At 72.0% G+C, this 18,197-nt stretch carries 19 protein-coding genes; 12 read left to right on the top strand and 7 right to left on the bottom strand.

Translation table 11 applies throughout. The annotated features are described in order from the left end of the window. Window positions 1–24 precede the first annotated feature (24 nt). The 5 genes from ACTWPT_RS50665 to ACTWPT_RS50645 all read left to right on the top strand — a co-directional run bounded on the left by ACTWPT_RS50665 (window position 25) and on the right by ACTWPT_RS50645 (window position 3,719). Window positions 25–603 carry a helix-turn-helix domain-containing protein gene (locus tag ACTWPT_RS50665; RefSeq protein ID WP_443184745.1) on the top strand — a complete coding sequence of 193 codons (579 nt, stop codon included), beginning with the start codon at window positions 25–27 and terminating at the stop codon, window positions 601–603. A 42-nt stretch (window positions 604–645) separates the two neighbouring features. Then, a complete protein-coding gene (locus tag ACTWPT_RS50660) occupies window positions 646–801 on the top strand; it encodes a hypothetical protein (RefSeq protein WP_443184744.1) in 156 nt (51 codons plus the stop codon). Between the two features lie 235 nt (window positions 802–1,036). Then, window positions 1,037–1,867, top strand: a complete 831-nt coding sequence (locus ACTWPT_RS50655) for a hypothetical protein (protein WP_443184743.1) — start codon at window positions 1,037–1,039, stop codon at window positions 1,865–1,867. Window positions 1,868–2,135: 268 nt separating this feature from the next. Further along, complete coding sequence (locus ACTWPT_RS50650) at window positions 2,136–2,723, top strand: TetR/AcrR family transcriptional regulator (RefSeq protein ID WP_443184742.1); 588 nt, start codon at window positions 2,136–2,138, stop codon at window positions 2,721–2,723. A gap of 102 nt (window positions 2,724–2,825) precedes the next feature. Further along, the gene (locus tag ACTWPT_RS50645) at window positions 2,826–3,719 is read left to right on the top strand and encodes an ABC transporter permease (RefSeq protein WP_443184741.1); all 894 of its coding nucleotides are present in this window, start codon (window positions 2,826–2,828) and stop codon (window positions 3,717–3,719) included. A gap of 67 nt (window positions 3,720–3,786) precedes the next feature. On the opposite strand, the gene ACTWPT_RS50640 is transcribed toward ACTWPT_RS50645, so the two are convergent. Then, the gene (locus ACTWPT_RS50640) at window positions 3,787–4,845 is read right to left on the bottom strand and encodes a TIGR04222 domain-containing membrane protein (RefSeq protein ID WP_443184740.1); all 1,059 of its coding nucleotides are present in this window, start codon (window positions 4,843–4,845) and stop codon (window positions 3,787–3,789) included. Between the two features lie 223 nt (window positions 4,846–5,068). Here ACTWPT_RS50640 and ACTWPT_RS50635 point away from each other — a divergent pair, with 223 nt between their 5' ends. From ACTWPT_RS50635 to ACTWPT_RS50625, 3 genes are all read left to right on the top strand, one after another. Further along, window positions 5,069–5,557 (top strand): VOC family protein, encoded by a 489-nt coding sequence (locus ACTWPT_RS50635; RefSeq protein ID WP_443184739.1) that lies wholly within the window; start codon window positions 5,069–5,071, stop codon window positions 5,555–5,557. A 311-nt stretch (window positions 5,558–5,868) separates the two neighbouring features. Continuing rightward, window positions 5,869–6,711 (top strand): HAD family hydrolase, encoded by an 843-nt coding sequence (locus ACTWPT_RS50630; protein ID WP_443184738.1) that lies wholly within the window; start codon window positions 5,869–5,871, stop codon window positions 6,709–6,711. Next, entirely contained in the window at window positions 6,708–9,611 is a 2,904-nt protein-coding gene (locus ACTWPT_RS50625; RefSeq protein ID WP_443184737.1) for a pyridoxamine 5'-phosphate oxidase family protein, read from the top strand. Before ACTWPT_RS50630 ends, ACTWPT_RS50625 begins: the two co-directional genes overlap by 4 nt. Before the next feature lie 84 nt (window positions 9,612–9,695). Here ACTWPT_RS50625 and ACTWPT_RS50620 read toward each other — a convergent pair whose 3' ends face one another. The 3 genes from ACTWPT_RS50620 to ACTWPT_RS50610 all read right to left on the bottom strand — a co-directional run bounded on the left by ACTWPT_RS50620 (window position 9,696) and on the right by ACTWPT_RS50610 (window position 12,430). Next, on the bottom strand, window positions 9,696–10,859 hold the full coding sequence (locus ACTWPT_RS50620) for an esterase-like activity of phytase family protein (protein ID WP_443184736.1): 1,164 nt from the start codon (window positions 10,857–10,859) through the stop codon (window positions 9,696–9,698). A 163-nt stretch (window positions 10,860–11,022) separates the two neighbouring features. Beyond that, on the bottom strand, window positions 11,023–11,643 hold the full coding sequence (locus tag ACTWPT_RS50615; protein WP_443184735.1) for a TetR/AcrR family transcriptional regulator C-terminal domain-containing protein: 621 nt from the start codon (window positions 11,641–11,643) through the stop codon (window positions 11,023–11,025). Window positions 11,644–11,662: 19 nt separating this feature from the next. Beyond that, window positions 11,663–12,430, bottom strand: coding sequence for a putative protein N(5)-glutamine methyltransferase (locus ACTWPT_RS50610; RefSeq protein WP_443184734.1), 768 nt, complete (start codon window positions 12,428–12,430; stop codon window positions 11,663–11,665). Window positions 12,431–12,636: 206 nt separating this feature from the next. Between ACTWPT_RS50610 and ACTWPT_RS50605 the strand changes: the two genes are divergently transcribed. Continuing rightward, window positions 12,637–13,815 (top strand): cytochrome P450 family protein, encoded by a 1,179-nt coding sequence (locus ACTWPT_RS50605; protein WP_443184733.1) that lies wholly within the window; start codon window positions 12,637–12,639, stop codon window positions 13,813–13,815. Between the two features lie 41 nt (window positions 13,816–13,856). Here ACTWPT_RS50605 and ACTWPT_RS50600 read toward each other — a convergent pair whose 3' ends face one another. Further along, window positions 13,857–14,369 (bottom strand): MarR family winged helix-turn-helix transcriptional regulator, encoded by a 513-nt coding sequence (locus tag ACTWPT_RS50600; protein ID WP_443184732.1) that lies wholly within the window; start codon window positions 14,367–14,369, stop codon window positions 13,857–13,859. Window positions 14,370–14,446: 77 nt separating this feature from the next. Here ACTWPT_RS50600 and ACTWPT_RS50595 point away from each other — a divergent pair, with 77 nt between their 5' ends. From ACTWPT_RS50595 to ACTWPT_RS50585, 3 genes are read left to right on the top strand one after another with little or no spacing between them, the layout of a single operon-like run. Next, on the top strand, window positions 14,447–15,358 hold the full coding sequence (locus tag ACTWPT_RS50595; protein WP_443184731.1) for an EamA family transporter: 912 nt from the start codon (window positions 14,447–14,449) through the stop codon (window positions 15,356–15,358). 4 nt (window positions 15,359–15,362) lie between these two features. Beyond that, the gene (locus tag ACTWPT_RS50590) at window positions 15,363–15,509 is read left to right on the top strand and encodes a hypothetical protein (protein ID WP_443184730.1); all 147 of its coding nucleotides are present in this window, start codon (window positions 15,363–15,365) and stop codon (window positions 15,507–15,509) included. A 26-nt stretch (window positions 15,510–15,535) separates the two neighbouring features. Beyond that, window positions 15,536–16,429, top strand: a complete 894-nt coding sequence (locus ACTWPT_RS50585; protein ID WP_443184729.1) for an SMP-30/gluconolactonase/LRE family protein — start codon at window positions 15,536–15,538, stop codon at window positions 16,427–16,429. Between the two features lie 315 nt (window positions 16,430–16,744). On the opposite strand, the gene ACTWPT_RS50580 is transcribed toward ACTWPT_RS50585, so the two are convergent. Next, on the bottom strand, window positions 16,745–16,909 hold the full coding sequence (locus ACTWPT_RS50580; RefSeq protein ID WP_443184728.1) for a hypothetical protein: 165 nt from the start codon (window positions 16,907–16,909) through the stop codon (window positions 16,745–16,747). Window positions 16,910–16,915: 6 nt separating this feature from the next. Next, a complete protein-coding gene (locus ACTWPT_RS50575) occupies window positions 16,916–17,824 on the bottom strand; it encodes a pentapeptide repeat-containing protein (protein WP_443184727.1) in 909 nt (302 codons plus the stop codon). Window positions 17,825–18,197 lie beyond the last annotated feature (373 nt).

The following is an 18,197-nucleotide window of genomic DNA, read 5'->3' as shown; positions in this document are numbered from 1 at the left end:
TTGCCGTAATGGCAAAGTATCCGCATGGACCTCGAAGAGACGCTCCAGGCGGTCGGGCCGCGGCTGCGGGCGCTGCGCCAGGAGCGCGGCGCGACGCTGGCGCAGCTGTCCAAGAGCACCGGCATCTCGGTCAGCACGCTGTCGCGCCTGGAGTCGGGGCAGCGCAAGCCGACCCTGGAGCTGCTGCTCCAGCTGGCCCGCGCCCATCAGGTCCAGCTGGACGAGCTGATCGACGTGCCGGTGACCGGCGACCCCCGTGTGCACATGCGGCCGTTCAAGCGCCACGGCACGACGTTCATCCCGCTGAGCCGACGGCCCGGCGGGGTGCAGGCGTACAAGCAGATCTATCCGCCGCACTGGCCGGGGTGCGAGCTGGAGCAGAAGGTCCATGAGGGCTACGAGTGGCTGTACGTCCTGTCGGGGCGGCTGCGGCTGCTGCTCGGTCCGCACGACGTGATCCTGACGCCGGGCGAGGCGGCGGAGTTCGACACGCGCGTCCCGCATGGCTTCGCCAACCCCGACCCTGAGCCGGCCGAGGTCCTGGGGTTGTTCGGGCCGCAGGGCGAGCGCATCCACGTCAGAGCCCGCCCCGCCGCCAAGTGACCGCACGCACGTCAGAGCCCTTCCTGCCGTCAAAAGAGCGGCATGCTCCCGTCAGGGCCCTTCCTGCGGCCAATCGAGCGCGTGATCGGCGCCGACCGGCTGGAGGCCACCGGGCTGCTGGTGGCGGTCCTGCTGGTGCTGACCGCCGAGTGGCCGGCGGTGGCGGCCGGGCGGCTCTGTGTTCCCGCCCGAGCCTGACCGCGCGACCAGCCTGGCGAGCAGGTCGGCGCCGGCCACCAAGGTTCTCAGGATCCTCGCCATGCGCCATCCCTGTGCTCGGCTGTCCCCATCGTGCCAGAGACGGCGCCGTGCCTCCCGATTCGCCGGGATTCTCCTCCATGCGTTCGCCCACCGGCTTTGACGATGGTCCGCCGCCGGTCTCGGGTACGTCCTAATGTCAGCAGGACGCGATCCGCAGCCCCAGGAGGTCCGTATGAGACCACGTATCGAGAGTGCGCTGCCGTTGCTGATCGCGCTCGGGCTGGCCCTGGCGGGATGCGGCGATGCGTCACCACGCGAGACTCCTGCTGCGACGGCCTCGCCGCCGCCGACCGCCCCGACAGCCACGCGACCGGAGACGCCGCCGACGCCCGAGGCGACGCGGTCACCGGCATCGTCTCCCAGCGCGACGGGGACGCCCGGTGAGGAGGACCGGCTGGTCGCCGGCTACTACCAGCCGCTGTGGCCGTTCGCCACGCTGGCCGAGGCACAGGAGTGGCAGCGTGGCCAACGGGCAGACCGCCGCGGCGCCTGGCATCTGGACCCGCGCCGAACCGCGCTGGCCTTCACCCGCGACTACCTCGGCTTCAAAGAGATCGACCGGGCCGTGAAGACCGTGAGCGAGGGGCGGCACTCGCGCGTGCACGTCGGCTTCCGCGCCGAGGAGGGCCCGCGGCCGCTGGTCGCCGCCATCGTCCACCTGGTCAGGTACGGCTCCGGCCGGGACGCGCCGTGGGAGGTGGTCGGCACCGACGACACCTCGCTGACGCTGACCACGCCCAAGTACGGCGCCGCGGTCGTCTCTCCGCTGACCGTGGGAGGCCGCATCACGGGCGTGGACGAGAGCATCAGAATCCAGGTACGCGGCAGGTCCGTCCTGGGCGAGCAGTGCTGCCTGCCCGCAGGCGGCGAGAACGCTCCCTGGTCGGCCAGGGTCTCCTTCACCCCGGCGCCGGTCCGCACGCTCACCATCGTGGCCTCCACTGGCGGCCATGTCGCCGACGTCGAGCGCTTCGCGGTGACGGGCGTGACGGTGTCGCGCTAGAGATTCCCGCGCGGCACTGCCGTAGGATCTGGTGGTCTTTCAGGGCCCGCGATGGCGCGACCAGGCCCTCGTGGCGGCCGTGCACCGCGACCACGAGCCGGCCGCCAAGGGCTCGATCACCGTGCCCGAGCTGGCCGGGGTGCCGCTGATCGGTCGGACGCGCCGAAGAGCCCGGCCGCGCGGGCGTTCCTCGGCCATGCCCGGCGCCACCTGCCGGACCTCGGCTGATAGTTTACGAACGGCGATTCATTAATTGGGGGAGGCCGTCATGGGCAGGCCGCGCACGACCAGCGACGAGGCGATCCTGCAAGCGGCTGCCCGCGCGATCGGGCGGCACGGCCCGCAGGGCCTCACGCTCGCCGCCGTCGCCCAGGAGGCCGGGCTGTCCCCGGCCACACTGGTGCAGCGGTTCGGCTCGAAGCGGGGGTTGCTGCTGGCGCTCGCCGACCACTCCGCCGAGATCGTCCCCGCGCCGTTCCTGCGGGCCCGCGAGGCGCACGACTCGCCGCTGGCCGCCCTGCACGCCGCCCTCGCCGAGCTGTCGGAGGGTGTGTCGACGCCGGAAGAGCTCGCCAACAGCCTCGCCTTCCTGCAGCTGGACCTGACCGACCCCGAGTTCCGCGCCCGCGCCGCCGAGCACGCCCGACGCACCCGAGCCGAGATCGCCGGGCTGCTGGCCGACGCGGTGGCGGCGGGCGAGCTGGCCGGCCGGGTGGACCCTGGCCGGCTGGCCAGGGCGGTCCAGATCGCCTACAACGGCGTGCTGATCCTGTGGGCGCTGACCGGCGACGGCCCGCTCGAGGCCGCGATGCGCGACGCGCTCGACGAGACGCTGCGGCCGCACCTGGCGGGCTGACGGCGGGGACCATCCGCAACGCTCCCCTGGAAATCTGGACCAACGCCCACAGTGGCAAGGGATGATCGGACTGCTGACGACCCACCGAGCATCGAGGTGCCCATGAGCCAACTGGAAAACACTTCACAGGACAGCGGGTCGCTGGCCGAACTCGCCAAGAAGTACGGGCTCCGCCCCGCCATAGCGCGCCCGCGATTCCCCGTCTATGTGCGCCAGCTGTGGCAGCGGCGGCATTTCATCCTGACGTACGCGACTTCGCGCAATGTCTCGAAATACTCCGGCTCGGCCCTGGGCCAGCTGTGGCAGGTCATCACCCCGCTGCTGAACGCGGCGATCTACTACGTGATGTTCGGCCTGATTCTGGGCGGCAGCAAGAACATTCCCAACTACCCCGCCTTCCTGCTGACGGGCATGTTCGTCTTCACGTACACGCAGCGGACGGTCACAGCGGGCGCCAAGTCGATCTCCGGCAACCTGTCGCTGATCCGGGCCCTGCACTTCCCGCGGGCTTCGCTGCCGCTGGCGTACACGATCCAGGAGCTGCAGCAGCTGGTCATCTCCATGGGCGTGCTCCTCGTCATCGTGGTGATCACGGGAGAGCTGCCCACCTGGCTGTGGCTCATGATCCCCGTGGTGCTGCTGCTGCAGACGCTGTTCAACATCGGGGCGGGCCTCATCATGGCCAGGCTGGGGGCCTCGATGCGCGACCTCAACCAATTGCTGCCGTTCATCATGCGTACGTGGTTGTACGCCTCGGGCGTCTTCTTCGCCATTCACGACAAGGTCGTCAACAGCGCGGGGTTGCCCGAATGGGTGGCCACCGCCATGTACCTCAACCCCGCCGCCTCCTACATCGAGTGGATGCGGGACCTGCTCATCGGCGGCCACACGCCCCCGCGGATGGTGTGGGTGTCGTGCCTGTGCTGGGCGGTGGTCGCGCTCTGCGCCGGGTCCTGGTACTTCTGGCGGGCCGAGGACAGGTACGGCCGGGGGTGACGGCGACCGGGTCGTTGACCGGCCGCCGTCCACGGCGAGCGTCACGGGCCGGCGGTGATGGCGGCTGTCACGAGCCGCCGCCCCCGCATCCGCCGCCCCCGCCGCATCCGCCGCCGCCCCCGCCGCCCCCTCCGCCTCCGTCGCCGCCTCCAAAGGAGCCGCCCCCAAAGGAGCCGCCCCCGTCGCCGCCTCCGAAGGAGCCGCCGCCGAACGAGCCGCCGCCGAAGTCGAAGAACCCGCCATCGGACCATCCGCCGCCGCATCCGCCGCCGCCGGACCCGGCGTGCGAGCTGCTGTACGACCCGCAGTGGCCGGGGGCGCAGCACGTGGCGGTCCGGCCCGTTCTGACCCGGGTGTCGCGCCCCAGCGTGTCGGCCAGCTGCCGGTCGGGCAGCTTGGTCAGCCCGTGCAGCGCCACCAGCCGGATGTCGCCGGAGCTCGACGACGACCCGCCTGGCCCATCACTCACGTGCGCCAGCTCGCGCACGTCCACCTGCTCCAGCGCGGCCTTGCCCGCCTTCGTCACCGGGTTCACCAGGGCACGGCGCAGCCAGAAGCCGGTGGCCACGCCCACCACTGCCGCCGCGGCCGCGATCACGATCGCGGCCACCGGCGCCCGCAGGAACAGCCCCGCCACGGCCACGGCCGCCGCCAGCGCGGCGAGGAGGATCAGCCTGCTCGTACGTCGCCGGGACCGCACCCGGTCGGTAGGCGACATGAGGAGCCCGTTGCGCCACAGCGGCGTGGTCAGCCGCCGCATCGTGTGATCCTCGACCGTGCTGTGCCGGACCTGCGCCGTCGTGCGCCCGCCCGGCGCCGACCTGACGTGCTTGAACACCGCCCGCTCGACCGGCATCTGCTTGTTCGGCCGGAACCCCTGCACCGGCGTGACGACTCCCTCGCTCGACACCCGGACCCCGCCCTGCGAGACGAGCGAGACCAGCGCCGTGTTGACGACCCGGCGCGGCCCGCCCGCCAGATACGCCGTCTCGTAGAGGTCGAGCTGCTGGCGCATGGCCGAAGCCGTGGTGGAGCGGGCGAGGAATAACGCCATCCGGGTCCTGATCGCGGTCATCGTGATGAGCGCGAACAGGGCGATGGCGACCCCGAAGAAAACCACGTTCATGGGCGTCCCCCTGACAGGAAAATGCTGGAAAACCCCGTTTGCTCAAAAGACGTTTCCTGCCGGGGCGACGGTTCCCGGGAAAGTTTTCAAAATGAGCAAAAGGTGCCCGCCGACGGCCGGACCTGCGACATGACGGGAGAAATGGCAGGGCGGGGATGAACGCGTACGGCGAGCGGGTTGCCGTAGGGGAACGAACGTCCTGGCTTGCACCCGGAGGAGAACCATGAGCACGCACGCCGAACCCGAGGGCGGCCGCCGTCCGGTCCGCCAGCTCCGTCTGGTGGTCGAGGCAGACGACTACGAGGCCGCCCTGGCCTTCTACCGCGACGTCCTGGGGCTTCCCGAGCAAGCCGCGTTCTCGAGCGAGGACGGGGCCCGCGTGGCGATCCTGGACGCCGGGCGGGCCACGCTGGAGATCGCCAATCCGGCGCAGAAGAAGATGATCGACGAGGTGGAGGTAGGTCGGCAGGTGGCACCGAAGATCCGGGTCGCGTTCGAGGTGGACGACGCCCGTGGCACCACCGGGCGGCTGGTGTCGGCGGGCGCGACCGAGGTGGCGCCGCCCACGGTCACTCCGTGGGAGTCGCTCAACGCCCGCCTCGACGCCCCCGCCGGGCTGCACATCACCGTCTTCCAGGAGCTGCGCACGCTGGAGGAACGGGAGTCCTTGGAAGGGTTCGGCACGGACGACAGCCGCGACCCGACCTCCTGATCCCCCTGCGCGTTGGCGCGCCGTGCGCCCACGGCGCGGCACGCTCCGGGACTGACGCATAGGACCGATACCGCAGGCAGACCCCTGTGGAGTAACGTCTTCGGATCTCTGTGTTCATCGGCGCTCATCCCCGGCGAGAGCTGCGGCCGGTTCGCCTACAAGGTGCCGGAGCCCAGCCCCCTGGAGACGGAGCCCCGCTGAGCGATGCCACCCGGGTGAGCAGCACAGGCACGGCGCGCAGGGCGGGCTCGACCACCTGCTCGGGTTCGGCGGCCAGGGCTGGGGGGCGTTTGCGCGGGTAGCGTCCAGGCATGGCCACCTTCGACCTGACCAGGCTCCGCGCCGCCGTCTTCGACACCGACGGCGTGGTCACCGACACGGCGCGGGTGCACGCTGCCGCGTGGAAGCACGTGTTCGACGGCTTCCTGCGCAGCCGCGGCTCGGCGCCGTTCGACGTGCGCGCCGACTACCTGGCGTACGTGGACGGGCGGCCGCGGCTGGACGGGGTGCGTACGTTCCTGGCCTCCCGGGGCATCTCGCTGCCCGAGGGCGGGCCGGGCGACGAGCCGGGTGCGGCGACCGTGCACGGGCTGGGGCGGGCCAAGGACGCGTTGTTCGTGGCGGAGATCGACAAGCACGGCGTGGCGGCGTACCCGTCCACCGTGGCGCTGCTGCACGAGCTGCGGCGCCGCGGCTGCCGTACGGCGGTGGTCTCGGCCAGCAGGCACTGCCGCGCGGTGGTGTCGTCGGCGGGCCTGCTGCATCTTTTCGACGTGCTGGTGGACGGCACCGACGCCGCCCGGCTCGGTCTGCCGGGCAAGCCGGACCCCGCGCTGTTCCTGGAGGCCGTCCGCCGCCTCGAGCTGCCGCCGGCCGAGGTGGCGATCGTGGAGGACGCGCTGCCCGGCGTGGAGGCGGGCCGCAGGGGCGGCTTCGGGCTGATCGTCGCGGTCGACAGGAGCGGCACACGGGAGCCGGGCACTCCTGCTGCCGAGGCGGACGGGAGCGGATCGCGGGTAGCGGGCACGCCTCCTGCCGAGGCGGACAGGAGCGGGTCGCGGGCGGATGCGATGCGGGCTGCCGGGGCGGACGTCGTCGTCGACGACCTGGCCGAGGCGAGTGTGGCGGGCCGGGTGCCCGTGGGGCGGCTATGAACGCCTGGACGCTCGTCTACGACGGCTTCGACCCCGGCGCCGAGGGGCTGCGCGAGGCCTTGTGCACGCTGGGCAACGGCAGGTTCGCCACGCGCGGCGCCACGCCGGACGGCGAGACTCGCACGCCCGGCACGTACGTGGCCGGCTGCTACAACCGGATCGACTCCGTCGTAGCAGGCCGTACCGTGACGAACGAGGACATCGTCAACCTGCCCGACTGGCTGCCGCTGACGTTCGCCACGCCGGACGGCGACTGGTTCGCGCCCGAGCGGGCCGAGCTCCTGGCCTACCGCCACGAGCTCAACCTGCGTCAAGGCGTGCTGACGCGCGAGCTGCGCTGGTGCGACCACGCGAGCCGGATCACGGCGGTGCGCCAGCGCCGGCTGGTGTCGATGGCCGATCCCTACCTGGCGGCGATGGAGACCACCTTCACGGCCGAGAACTGGTCGGGGCCGCTCCACGTGCGGTCGATGCTGGACGGGCGGGTGGCCAACGACGGCGTGGCGCGCTACCGCGACCTGCGCGGCGACCACCTGTCCTGCCACGACACCGGAACGCAGGACGACATCGCCTGGCTGACCGCCATCACCCGCTGCTCCCGCATCACCGTCGCCCTGGCCGGCCGGATCGACGCTCCCCGGGAACCGGGCTCCCTCCGGCGGCAGGCCGACCACATCACCTGGGAGCACGTGCTGGACCTCACCGGGGGCCGGCCCGCCGTACTCACCAAGACCGTGGCCTTGACCACGTCACGTGACCACGCGGTCCACGACGCCCGCTCGGCGGCGCTGCGCCACGCGCGCCGCGCTCCGCCGTTCGACGACCTGCTGACCCGGCACGCGGCCGCCTGGGAACGGCTGTGGCAGTGTGCCCGCCTCGACGTGGGCGGCTCCGAGTTGTCGCGGATCGTGCACCTGCACATCTTCCACCTGCTGCAGACGCTTTCCCCCCACACCGCGGACCTCGACGCCGGCGTGCCGGCCCGCGGCCTGCACGGCGAGGCGTACCGTGGCCACGTCTTCTGGGACGAGCTGTTCGTCCAGCCCTGGCTGAGCCTGCGTTTCCCCGAGATCTCGCTCGGCCTGCTGCGTTACCGCTGGCGGCGGCTGCCCGAGGCACGGGACGCCGCCCGGGAGGCCGGGTACGGCGGCGCGATGTTCCCCTGGCAGAGCGGCAGCGACGGCCGCGAGGAGACCCAGATCCTGCACCTCAATCCCCAATCGGGCCGCTGGCTGCCCGACCACTCGCACCTGCAGCGGCACGTCGGCCTGGCCATCGCTTACAACGTCTGGCAGCACTACCTGGCCACCGGCTCCATGCCGCCGTGGTGCGCCGAGCTGCTGCTCGACATCACCAGGTTCTTCGCCTCGATGGCGGTGCGGCACGGCGACCGGTACGAGATCCGCGGCGTCATGGGCCCCGACGAGTACCACGACCGCTACCCCGGCGCCCCCGTACCCGGCGTGGACAACAACGCCTACACCAACGTCATGACCGCGTGGCTGCTGCTGCGCGCCGGCGAGACCGCCCGCCTGGCGCCCGACCTGGTGCCCGACCCGGCCGAGCTGGACCGCTGGGACGAGATCGGCAGCTGCCTGCGGGTCGACTTCCACGACGGCGTCATCAGCCAGTTCAGTGGGTACGCCGACCTGGAGGAGCTCGACTGGCACCGCTACCGCGGCGTGCGCCGCCTGGATCGTGCCCTGGAGGCCGACGGCGACGACGTCAACCGCTACAAGGCGTCCAAACAGGCCGACACGCTCATGCTCTGCTACCTGCTGACCGGCGATGAGCTGACCGGCATCCTGCGACGGCTCGGCTACCCCGTCGAACCCGGCCTGATCCCCCGCACGGTCTCGTACTACCTGGAGCGCACCAGCCACGGCTCGACCCTCAGCGCGGTCGTGCACGCCTGGGTGCTGGCCCGCGCCAACCGCGCCCAGTCCTGGCGGTTCTTCACCGAAGCGCTCCACAGCGACATCAAGGACGTCCAGGGCGGCACCACCGCGGAAGGCATCCACCTGGGCGCCATGGGCGGCACGCTCGACCTCTTGCAGCGCTGCTACCTGGGTTTGGAGCTGCGGCGGGACGGGCTGCGGCTGGACCCGCTGCTGCCCGGCCGGCTCGGCGTGTTGTCCATGCCGATCCGCTTCCGCGGGCGGCAGCTGTTCATCGACGCCGACCATCGGCAGGCGCGCGTCAACGGCGTCGCATGCCGGTTGTACAGAGGAGGAGAAGCGATCATGACTGGGACGGGGGATCTCGGGCGTCGCCTCATCCATCACCGCGCGCGCCTCGGCCTGACCCGCGAGGAGGTCGCCGAACGCGCCGACATGTCGCCGGGCTATCTGACGTACCTGGAGGAACACCCCGACATGCCGGACACCGGCGCGCTCTACCGCCTGGCCGACGCCTTGGGGACGACCGTGGAAGAGCTCCTCGGCGGGGGCAGGGAACGACCGCCGGGACACGGTCCCGCCATGGCCAATCCGACACTGGAGGTGCTCGACGAGGAGGAGTGCCTGCAGCTGATCGGCCCCGGCGGGATCGGGCGGGTGGCGTTCAACGGCTCGCACGGGCCGACCGTGCTGCCGGTCAACTACAAGATGCACGGCGGCGCCATCGTCTTCCGCACCGCCGCCGGCGGCCCCATGGACAGGGACCTGCGTACGGGGCTCGAAGGGGTCGACATCAAGATCGCCTTCGAGGTCGACCTCATCGACGAGACCAACCGGGAGGGATGGAGCGTCCTGGTGCAGGGGCCGGCCCACCACGTGCCGCCGGAGGAGGTGCCCGAGGTGTCCCGCGCGGGCGTCACGCCGTGGGCGGGCGGCGAGCGGGCTCTCTACATCCGCATCGCCTGCCAGGAGATCACCGGCCGCCGCATCCACGCGCTGTAGCAGCCGGCCCCGGTCCCCGGCCGCCTCGGGGACGGCGGCCGGTGACGCACAGGAACGCCGTTTGCGGGCCGGCGCCGGGCGGCGTCAGCGGCAGCCGGTGGCGCCGAACGCCAGGAACTGCGTGACCTCCTGCTGGTTGAAGTTGTCGTCCGACCCGATCACCAGCGTGCACTCACCGCTCACCAGGCGCGGGCCCCAGGCCATGCTCTCCAGGTTCTGCACCGGCGCGGTGACCGAGCTCAGGTCGTGGACCAGGCGTTTGGCCACCGGCCGGTACGGCCTGCCGCCGTCAGGAGAGCCCCTGTCCAGTACGTTCGGGGCGCTCTCCAGAGAACGCCTGTCCAGCACGTTCGTGGCGCCACGCAGGTCGATCTCGTACAGCCGTACCCGGTAGTTGACGCCCTCGATCCAGGCACGTTCGAGCGCCAGATAGCGATGATCGTCGATGGGCAGGATCTCCGACACCCCGCTGTCGGCCTCCCCGCCGGGCGGGACGGGGGCGACGGGCAGCGGGTCGAGCGGATAGACGAACTGCGCGCGGAGCCCGCCCGCCCGGTGCCACACGGTGAGCCGCGCGGGAGCGCCGCGCTCCACCGTCGGCAGCGGCCCGTCCTCATAGCGCGGGCCCTCGGTCACGGCGGTGATCGTACGGGCCGTGACGGCCAGCCCTTCGAAGCCGAAGTTGCGGCGCGGACCGCTCTCGGCGCCGGTCAACCGCAGGTTCCGCGGCAGCCGCAGCTCGCCCAGGTGCCGTCCCTGCAGGTCCATCGACCGCACAGCCGATAGGGAGATCGGGATGGCCGGGTTCCTGGCGTCCGGCCGGTCGCCTTCGTCGCCCCACAGCAGCCGGCCGCTGCGCCGGTCGAACCTGATCGTCTCGGGGTCGGCCGACTCCGGCTTGCCGTACCCCGGGTACGGCGTGCCGTCGGACCTGGTGAGGGTCGTGACCCCGGTCAGCCTGACCCCGTTGAACGCCCCCGTCACCCGGTCGATGTCCAGGTGGCCGGTGTAGAAACGGGCCGGGTTGTAGCGCCAGCGGTCGTCGGAGATGAAGTACCAGGTGCCGGTGCTTGGATCCCGGTCGATCCCGGACAGTCCGCCCACGGTGGTGCCGTCCAAGCGCGTCATGTGCGGCACCTGCTGCTCCCCCAGGAAACGGGTGATCCGCACCGGATCCCGCCGTCCCGCCGCATTCGCCGGCGGCGCGGCATTCGCCGCCACCACCGCGAATGCGACGGCAACTGCCATTGTTCTCCGCCTAAGAGCCATTTTCTCCCCCAAAATGGAAGGGCCCACCGACTGGACTGACGGAGAAAATGAAACCGCGAATGAAGAAGGAAGTCCATGCAGGCAGGGCACCAAAATAAACGCACGCCACCCGCAAATCAGGGCAAATTCCGGCAGTTTTTCCTTATGGATGTCTCGTGCCGGCGATGCCGTCGAGAATGAGCCGCAGCCCGTGCGCGAACGCCTCGTCACTGGTGGGCGCGCCGCTCTCGCGCACACCGGCGACCGTGAGCGGGAACTCGGCGGCGTACTCGGCGAGGTCGTGGCCGGCGCCGCGGGCATGACGCTCGCGTCGTCCCTGCTCGTTCAGCACGAAGCCGAGCGTGTAGTGGCTGAGGGAGCCGATCGCGTGCAGGCCCTCGGCGGGTGTGAACCCGAACCCGGTCAGGATCGCGAGCTCCTTCTCGAAGGCCTGAGCCACCGCCGGCCCCGGATCGCTCACGGCGACCAGCCGCGCCCCGTCGCGGTGGCTCAGCAGCATGCGCCGGTAGCGGTGCGCCCGGCGGGCGAGCCAGTCGCGCCAGGTCTCCCCGTCGCTCGGGCCGCCCATCGTGGGGCCGAGCAGCTCGCCGGCCATCTCGTCGAGCAGCTCCTGCTTGTTGCGGAAGTGCCAGTAGAGCGCGGGGTTCTGCACGCCCAGGCGGGCGGCCAGACGGCGGACGGTCAGGCCGTCCAGCCCCACCTCGTCCAGTAGCTCCAGCGCGACGCGGACAACGCTGTCGCGGGCCAGTCCCTTCTGTGCCATCGCCGTCACCTTAACATCGCTAAGGGAGGGTGCCGATGACGGCGGTGGCGTCCAGCTCGTCGGAGCCGGCCGCGCGGGCCACCAGGCCGGCGAGCTCGACGGCGCGCACGGTTTCCGCCGCCTGGCGGGCACTGGTCTCGACCAGGAGGTGACCGCCGGGAGCGAGCCATTCCGGGGCCCGCTCGATCACCCGGCGTACGAGGTCCAGCCCGTCGTCGCCGCCGTCGAGAGCCACGCGCGGCTCGTACAGCCGGGCCTCGGGCGGCAGCAGCCCGACGGACCCGGACGGCACGTAGGGCGGGCTGGCGATCAGCAGGTCGACCCGGCCGCGCAGCGTGGCGGGGAGCGGCTCGTACAGGTCGCCCTCGTAGACGTGCCCGCCGGGCAGGTTGCGCCGGGCACAGCGCACGGCGGCGGGGTCGAGGTCGGCGGCGTGCAGCTCGGCCGGGCGCGCCAACCCGGCGGCCAGCGCCGCGCCCATGGCCCCTGTGCCGCAGCACAGGTCCAGCACGACCGGGGTCCCTGGGACCTCGCGGGCGAGCGCGACGGCCTGCTCGATGAGGAATCGGGTACGGGGCCGCGGCACGAACACCCCTGGCTCCACCACCAGCCGCAGGCCGCAGAACTCGGCCCAGCCGAGCACGTGCTCGAGCGGCTGGCCGGAGACCCGTCGCTCCACCATGGCGGCCAGCTCGCCGGGGGTGCGGGCGGTGGCGACGATCAACTCCGCCTCGTCCTCGGCGAACACGCAGCCGGCGGCGCGGAGCCTGGCCACGATGTCAGGCATCGGGGCGGATGACGAAAAGACCGACATGAGCGTCTTTCCTACCAGAGCCCGCCCGCATCCCCGCAGGCCGCCCCCAGGTGGGCTGCCTTCGGGATGTCGCCGTGCAGGTGCGGCCCGGGCATCGTCCTCCTCGATTGCCGTTCTCGCCAAAAGTAAGATACCGTGACCATTCAGATGATGACATCATTTGAAATCCTGGAGTGGCGATGGCCGACGTGCCTGAGATGGACCTGACCGACGAAGCGGTGCTGCGCGACCCCTTCACCGCGTATGCGCGAGCCGGAGCGGAGTCTCCCGTGGCGCGGCTGGTGGCACCCGGGTACGCGTTCTGGGCCGTGCTGCGGCACCAGGAAGCCCGGGCCATGCTGGCCGACCCGCGGCTGGAGACCAACGAGAGCAGCTACCAGCGCCCCGGCGTGCCGGCCGGCTGCCTGCCGTACATGCGCACCATGTCCGAGATGAACGGCGGCGAGCACACGCGGCTGCGCAAGCTGGTGGCGCCGGCGTTCACGCCGCGCAAGGCCGCGGAGTTCGGGCCGCGGATCGAGCGGATCGTCGAGAGCCTGCTCGACGAGCTGCCCGGGCACGCCGCCGCGGACGGCACGGTCGACCTGCTGGCGCATTTCGCGCGGCCGCTGCCGATGGAGGTGATCTGCGAGATGGTCGGCATCCCGGCCGCCGACCGCCCCCGGTGGCGCGAGTACGGCGTCGGCGTCCAGGCCGGCCACGGCGACGCGTTCGCGCAGGCCATCCCGCGGATTCTGGAGGACGCCAAGGCCGCGGTGGCCAGAGGGAAGGCCGAGCCGGGCGCCGACCTGATCTCCGAGTTGGCCCGCATCCAGGAGGAGGACGGCGACCGGCTCTCCGACACGGAGCTGATCACCATGGTCTGGCAGCTCGTCCTGTCCGGCCAGACGCCCACAAACCTCATCGCCAACGCCGTCGTGGCCCTGCTCGGCCACCCCGGGCAGCTGGCGGCGCTGCGCGCCGACCCCGGCCTCATGCCGCGCGCCGTCGAGGAGCTGATCCGCTGGTGCGGGCCGCAACTGCTGACCATCCCCCGCTTCACCACGGAGGAGATCGAGATCGGCGGCGTGCCCGTGCCCAAGGGCGTGCCCGTCACGGCCGCGATCCCGGCCGCCAACCGGGATCCCCGGGTGTTCGAGGAGCCGGACAGGTTCGACATCGGGCGGGAGCCGTCGGGGCACCTCGGGTTCGCGCATGGTCCGCACTTCTGCGCCGGGGCGTCGCCGGCGCGCGTGCAGACCGGGATCGCGCTCGGCGCCCTGCTGCGCCGCTTCCCCGATCTGGCGCTCGCCGGGGAGCCGCAGCGCACGCCCGACCCCGGCACATGGCGGCTGCTCTCCCTGCCCGTGACCCTGTGACCGGCGGGCCGAGCGTGCGGCACGGCGCACGCTCGGGTCCGCTACGTGCGGGGCGAGAGGTCCGTGACGTCGCCGAGCGACTCCAGCAGGTCGCGGAGCGTGCCCGCGAGTGCGTCGCGCCGCTCCCCGCTCAGCGCGGCCAGCACCCGGTGCTCGGTCGCGACATGGTCCGGCAGCACGCGATCGATCAGCGCGAAACCCTCCTCGGTGAGCGTCACGTAGACGCCGCGCCCGTCCGACTCGCTGGGCGTGCGCGTCACCAGCCCGCGCTCCTCCAGACGGTCAAGCCGCTGCGTGATCGCGCCCGAGGTGACCATGGACGCGCGCATCAGCTCGGCGGGTGTCAGCCGGCGCGGGGGATCGCTGCGGCGCAGCGTGGCCAGCACGTCGAACGAGGCCCGGTCGAGCCCGTGCGCGGCGAACGTGCGCCGCAGCTCCGCGTCGATCAGCCGGTACAGCCGCGACAGCCGGCCGATCACGGCCATGGGGGAAACGTCCAGGTCAGGGCGCTGGGCGTCCCATTGTCTGAGGACGAAGTCGACGTGGTCTGCCACGTACTCCACCCTACCGATGTCTTAGCGGTGAGGTAAATCACTGGCGAGGTCGCTTAGCGCTGAGATACTTTGTCTTAGTGCTAAGTAATCGACTGGGCGTCGTCCTGCTGACCGCGCTGCCCCCCGCCATCTGGGGGACCACCTACCTTGTCACCACCGAGCTGTTGCCGCCCGGCCGCCCCCTGCTGGCGGCCGTGGTACGGGCTCTACCCGCCGGGATCCTGCTCGTCGCCATCACGCGCCGCCTGCCTCAGGGAATCTGGTGGTGGCGGGCGCTGGTGCTGGGGGCGCTCAACATCGGGGTGTTCTTCGCGTTGTTGTTCGTGGGCGCCTACCGGCTGCCCGGCGGGGTGGCCGCGACCGTCGGCGCCATCCAGCCGCTGCTCGTCGCCCTGCTGTCGGCCGGGCTGCTGCGCGAGCGGCTGACCCCGCGCACCCTGGTCGCCGCCGTGGCGGGCGTGGCCGGGGTCGGGCTGCTCGTGTTGCGGGCCGACGCGCGGCTGGACGCCCTCGGCGTCGCCGCCGCGCTCGGCGGGGCGGCCGTCATGGCCGCCGGCGTCGTACTGAGCAAGCGATGGCCGTCTCCCGCGCCGCTCCTGGCCACCACCGGCTGGCAGCTCGTGGCGGGAGGACTCCTGCTGCTCCCTGTGGCGCTCGCCGTCGAAGGGCCGCCGCCGGCCACGCTGACCGCCGCCAACCTCGCCGGGTACGCCTATCTCACGACCATCGGTGCCGCGCTCGCCTACGCCCTCTGGTTCAGGGGGCTCCGCATCTTGTCGGCGACCAAGGTCACCTTCCTCGGACTGCTCAGCCCGGTGGTCGCCACCGCGCTCGGCTGGGCGGTGCTCGGCCAGCGGCTCACCGCGGCCCAGGCGCTCGGCGCGGTCATCGTGCTGGGCGCGCTCGTGGCCGCCCAGCTCCAACCCACCCGCACGCGGCCGCTGCCCGAGGCGGCGGCGCCCCGCGTACTGATCGGAAAGGAATCCTGACACCATGCGCATCACCGTCTTCGGATCGGCCGGAGCCGTAGGCGGCCGACTGGACGTACCTGAGCCCGCCGGCGCTGCTGGAGCGGTGGCGCTGCTGGACGAGGCCGCGCTGCCCTGGCACCGCCGCACCAGGTTCACGGTCGCGTACTGACCCGGCTCTGGCAGCATGATCGGTACGTGGCCCCCGCGAGCGTCGAGGAGACCGGCATGACCATCGCCCCGTACACCGTGACAGACCCCGTCGCCGAGCATGGGGAGGGACCTGTGTGGTCCGGCCGCTGGGGCGGGCTGCGCTGGGTCGACATGCTGGCCGGCGACGTGCTCGCGCTCGACCCCCAGGGCGTGGTACGCCGCCGCCACGTGGGCGCGGTGGCCGCCGTCGTGCGGCCGCGCGTGTCCGGCGGCTACCTGGTGGCGGCCGAGCGGGAGCTGCTGCTGTCCGACTCCGACGACCTGGACGCCCCGCTGCGCTCCCTGGGCGAGGCGTGGACCGATCCCTCGATCAGGATGAACGAGGGCGGCTGCGACCCCGACGGCCGCTTCTACATCGGCAGCATGGCCTATGACGCGGCCCGCGGGCGCGGCTCGTTCTACGTTGCCGAGCCCGGCGGCGCCCTGCGTGTGGTGCTCCTGGAGGTGACGATCTCCAACGGGTTCGGCTTCAGCCCGGACGGCGCCCTGGCCTACTACGCCGACACCGAGACCGGGCGGGTGGATGTGCTCGACTACGACCCGGAGAGCGGGCTCGGCGGGCGCCGCCCGTTCGCCGTCATCGATCCCGCGCAGGGGGCTCCCGACGGGCTGACGGTCGACGCCGAGGGCGGGGTATGGGTGGCGCTGTGGCAGGGCGGGGCCGTGCACAGGTACGACGCCGGCGGCCGGCTCGACGCGGTCATCAGCCTGCCCGTGCGCAAGGTCACCGCGGTGACCTTCGGCGGCGAGCACCTCGACCGGCTCTTCATCACCACGTCGGCGCTGGACGTGGACCGGACCGAGCAACCGGAGGCAGGCGCCGTCTTCGCCGCCGACCCGGGCGTGCGAGGCCTGCCGGTCCTGCCGACGACGCTCTGACGGCCGGGCATTTGGTGGGGGCGACGTCCATCCCGCGCCGGCAAGCGGGAAGGGCCGCCCGCGGCGTCATCCGGCTCCAACGTGGTCACCGGTGTGAACGTCGCCCATAGCTTGGACAGCCCGGCGACGCCCGGCGGTTCCCTGCTCCAGGGAAAACCTTCGGCGGCTGATCACGTTGCTGATTCGCCGGATGTGCCTAAGATGCCGCAGCGGCTTGATCGCCGCCGTGCGGCCAGGCAAGCGATTCCCCGGCGGTCGGCTCCTGTCCCGCCGGACGTTTCAGCGGATCTCCCTTTGATCGCGGCCGCTGACGCATCACCACGTGCAGGCACCGCCCTTGGACGACCAGGTGGCCGCCCTGCACGCGGCCGCCGCCCGCACGAGCTGCTGCCGCTGTCCGGTGTCGCGCACTCGCCCACGTCCGACCCCGACGTCTTCGAGGGCCTGCTCCTGCACCAGCTCGGCTTCCTGCGCAGACACCTCTGATCAGCGGCGGCGGGAGCGTCGTCCCGTCCCCCGCGGTGCGCTCCGCTCGCCCGGAACGCGTCTGGGGCGGGGCTGCGGTCCCGGCTCACTGCGGGTGTCCGGCCAGTGCGAGGGGCGGGTGAGGGATGGGGAAAGACGGGTGGCGGTGTCGCCCATGGCGGCGTTGAGCTGGGGCTGGGTGAGGAAGATGCTGCCGGTGAGGTCCGCGCCCGCCAGGTCGGCGCCGCGCAGATCCGCCCCGATCAGGTCGGCCTGCCGCAGATCCGCGCCCCGCAGGTCGGCCCCGATCAGGTAGGCGCCCCGCAGGTCGGCCCCGCGCAGGTCGGCGCCCCTGAGCCGGGCTCCGACCAGGTCGGCACTCCTGCGGTCCTTGCCGCGGAGCCCCGCCCTGACGAGCTCGCTCGCCCGCAGCAGCAACGTGTTGACCCCGGCCCGGTGCGCCGGCACGTCCAGTTGCTTCAGGGCGTCGACGCTCTCGCGGGTGAGCCGCTCGGTCTCGTCGAGCGCCTGGCGCAGCTCGGCGTGGATGGGCCCGGCGGCCTCCAGCGTCAACGCCTCGGCCACGTACCACAACAGCTCGTGCAGCTGCCGCACGACCGGGAACACCGCGTACATCTGGCTAGCCGTCTCCGGCGCCTGCCGCCAGCTCGTGCCCCCGAACGTGACCTGCGAGACCTTCTGCCCGGCTCCGAAGCAGTCGTACACGGTGCAGCCCGGGTAGCCGCGTTGCCGCAGCTGCGCGTGGATGGCGCAGCTGAAGTCGTCGCGCAGGTTACGGCAGGGATCGCCGGCGGCCTTGTCGGCGGCGAAGTCGGCCGAGGCCGAGAACGGCAGCGCCACGCAGCACAGCCCGAAGCAGTTGGCGCAGTCGGCCAGCAGGCCGAGCTCACGCGGGTTCGTTCCTGGCAACGTGCTGACTCCTCGCCGTGATGGCAGATCAAGGGTATGAACTGTTACGGGCACTCACTATGCGAACCTATGGCTACCCATAGAACGGCGGGTTTCTCTGGGCCGGGGAGAGCGTCCGGCGGGGCGGTGGCCCAAGAGCCGCACTCCCTCCATGAATGCGCAATCAGGCCCCGACAACGCGGCTCTCAGCCACGGTCCGCCCGGCCCGCCGGACGGACGCGGCAACGGCTTCCACCGGATCGCCTCCCGACTTCGGCGGGTAGGCGACGAGGCTACGCTGATGTCCATTTTACTACTCATGTGAACACAGAGATCCGAAGACGCTACTCACGGATGGGTGTGTACGGCGTCGGTGTGGTAGGGGCCAAAACCA

The sequence above is a fragment of the Nonomuraea sp. 3N208 genome, from assembly GCF_052245935.1.
In the GTDB taxonomy this organism is placed as follows: Bacteria; Actinomycetota; Actinomycetes; order Streptosporangiales; family Streptosporangiaceae; genus Nonomuraea.
The sequence above is the reverse complement of the archived record's forward strand: the minus strand, read 5'-3'. Positions and strand labels throughout refer to the sequence as shown.

Excerpts from the sequence above, each read along its gene's own strand:
- ACTWPT_RS50610 (WP_443184734.1), bottom strand. The coding sequence starts at position 12,430 with ATGCCTGACATCGTGGCCAGGCTCCGCGCCGCCGGCTGCGTGTTCGCC.
- ACTWPT_RS50635 (WP_443184739.1), top strand. The coding sequence starts at position 5,069 with ATGAGCACGCACGCCGAACCCGAGGGCGGCCGCCGTCCGGTCCGCCAG.
- ACTWPT_RS50645 (WP_443184741.1), top strand. The coding sequence starts at position 2,826 with ATGAGCCAACTGGAAAACACTTCACAGGACAGCGGGTCGCTGGCCGAA.
- ACTWPT_RS50620 (WP_443184736.1), bottom strand. The coding sequence starts at position 10,859 with ATGGCAGTTGCCGTCGCATTCGCGGTGGTGGCGGCGAATGCCGCGCCG.
- ACTWPT_RS50665 (WP_443184745.1), top strand. The coding sequence starts at position 25 with ATGGACCTCGAAGAGACGCTCCAGGCGGTCGGGCCGCGGCTGCGGGCG.
- ACTWPT_RS50625 (WP_443184737.1), top strand. The coding sequence starts at position 6,708 with ATGAACGCCTGGACGCTCGTCTACGACGGCTTCGACCCCGGCGCCGAG.
- ACTWPT_RS50605 (WP_443184733.1), top strand. The coding sequence starts at position 12,637 with ATGGCCGACGTGCCTGAGATGGACCTGACCGACGAAGCGGTGCTGCGC.
- ACTWPT_RS50650 (WP_443184742.1), top strand. The coding sequence starts at position 2,136 with ATGGGCAGGCCGCGCACGACCAGCGACGAGGCGATCCTGCAAGCGGCT.
- ACTWPT_RS50630 (WP_443184738.1), top strand. The coding sequence starts at position 5,869 with ATGGCCACCTTCGACCTGACCAGGCTCCGCGCCGCCGTCTTCGACACC.
- ACTWPT_RS50590 (WP_443184730.1), top strand. The coding sequence starts at position 15,363 with ATGCGCATCACCGTCTTCGGATCGGCCGGAGCCGTAGGCGGCCGACTG.
- ACTWPT_RS50660 (WP_443184744.1), top strand. The coding sequence starts at position 646 with ATGCTCCCGTCAGGGCCCTTCCTGCGGCCAATCGAGCGCGTGATCGGC.
- ACTWPT_RS50615 (WP_443184735.1), bottom strand. The coding sequence starts at position 11,643 with ATGGCACAGAAGGGACTGGCCCGCGACAGCGTTGTCCGCGTCGCGCTG.
- ACTWPT_RS50640 (WP_443184740.1), bottom strand. The coding sequence starts at position 4,845 with ATGAACGTGGTTTTCTTCGGGGTCGCCATCGCCCTGTTCGCGCTCATC.
- ACTWPT_RS50655 (WP_443184743.1), top strand. The coding sequence starts at position 1,037 with ATGAGACCACGTATCGAGAGTGCGCTGCCGTTGCTGATCGCGCTCGGG.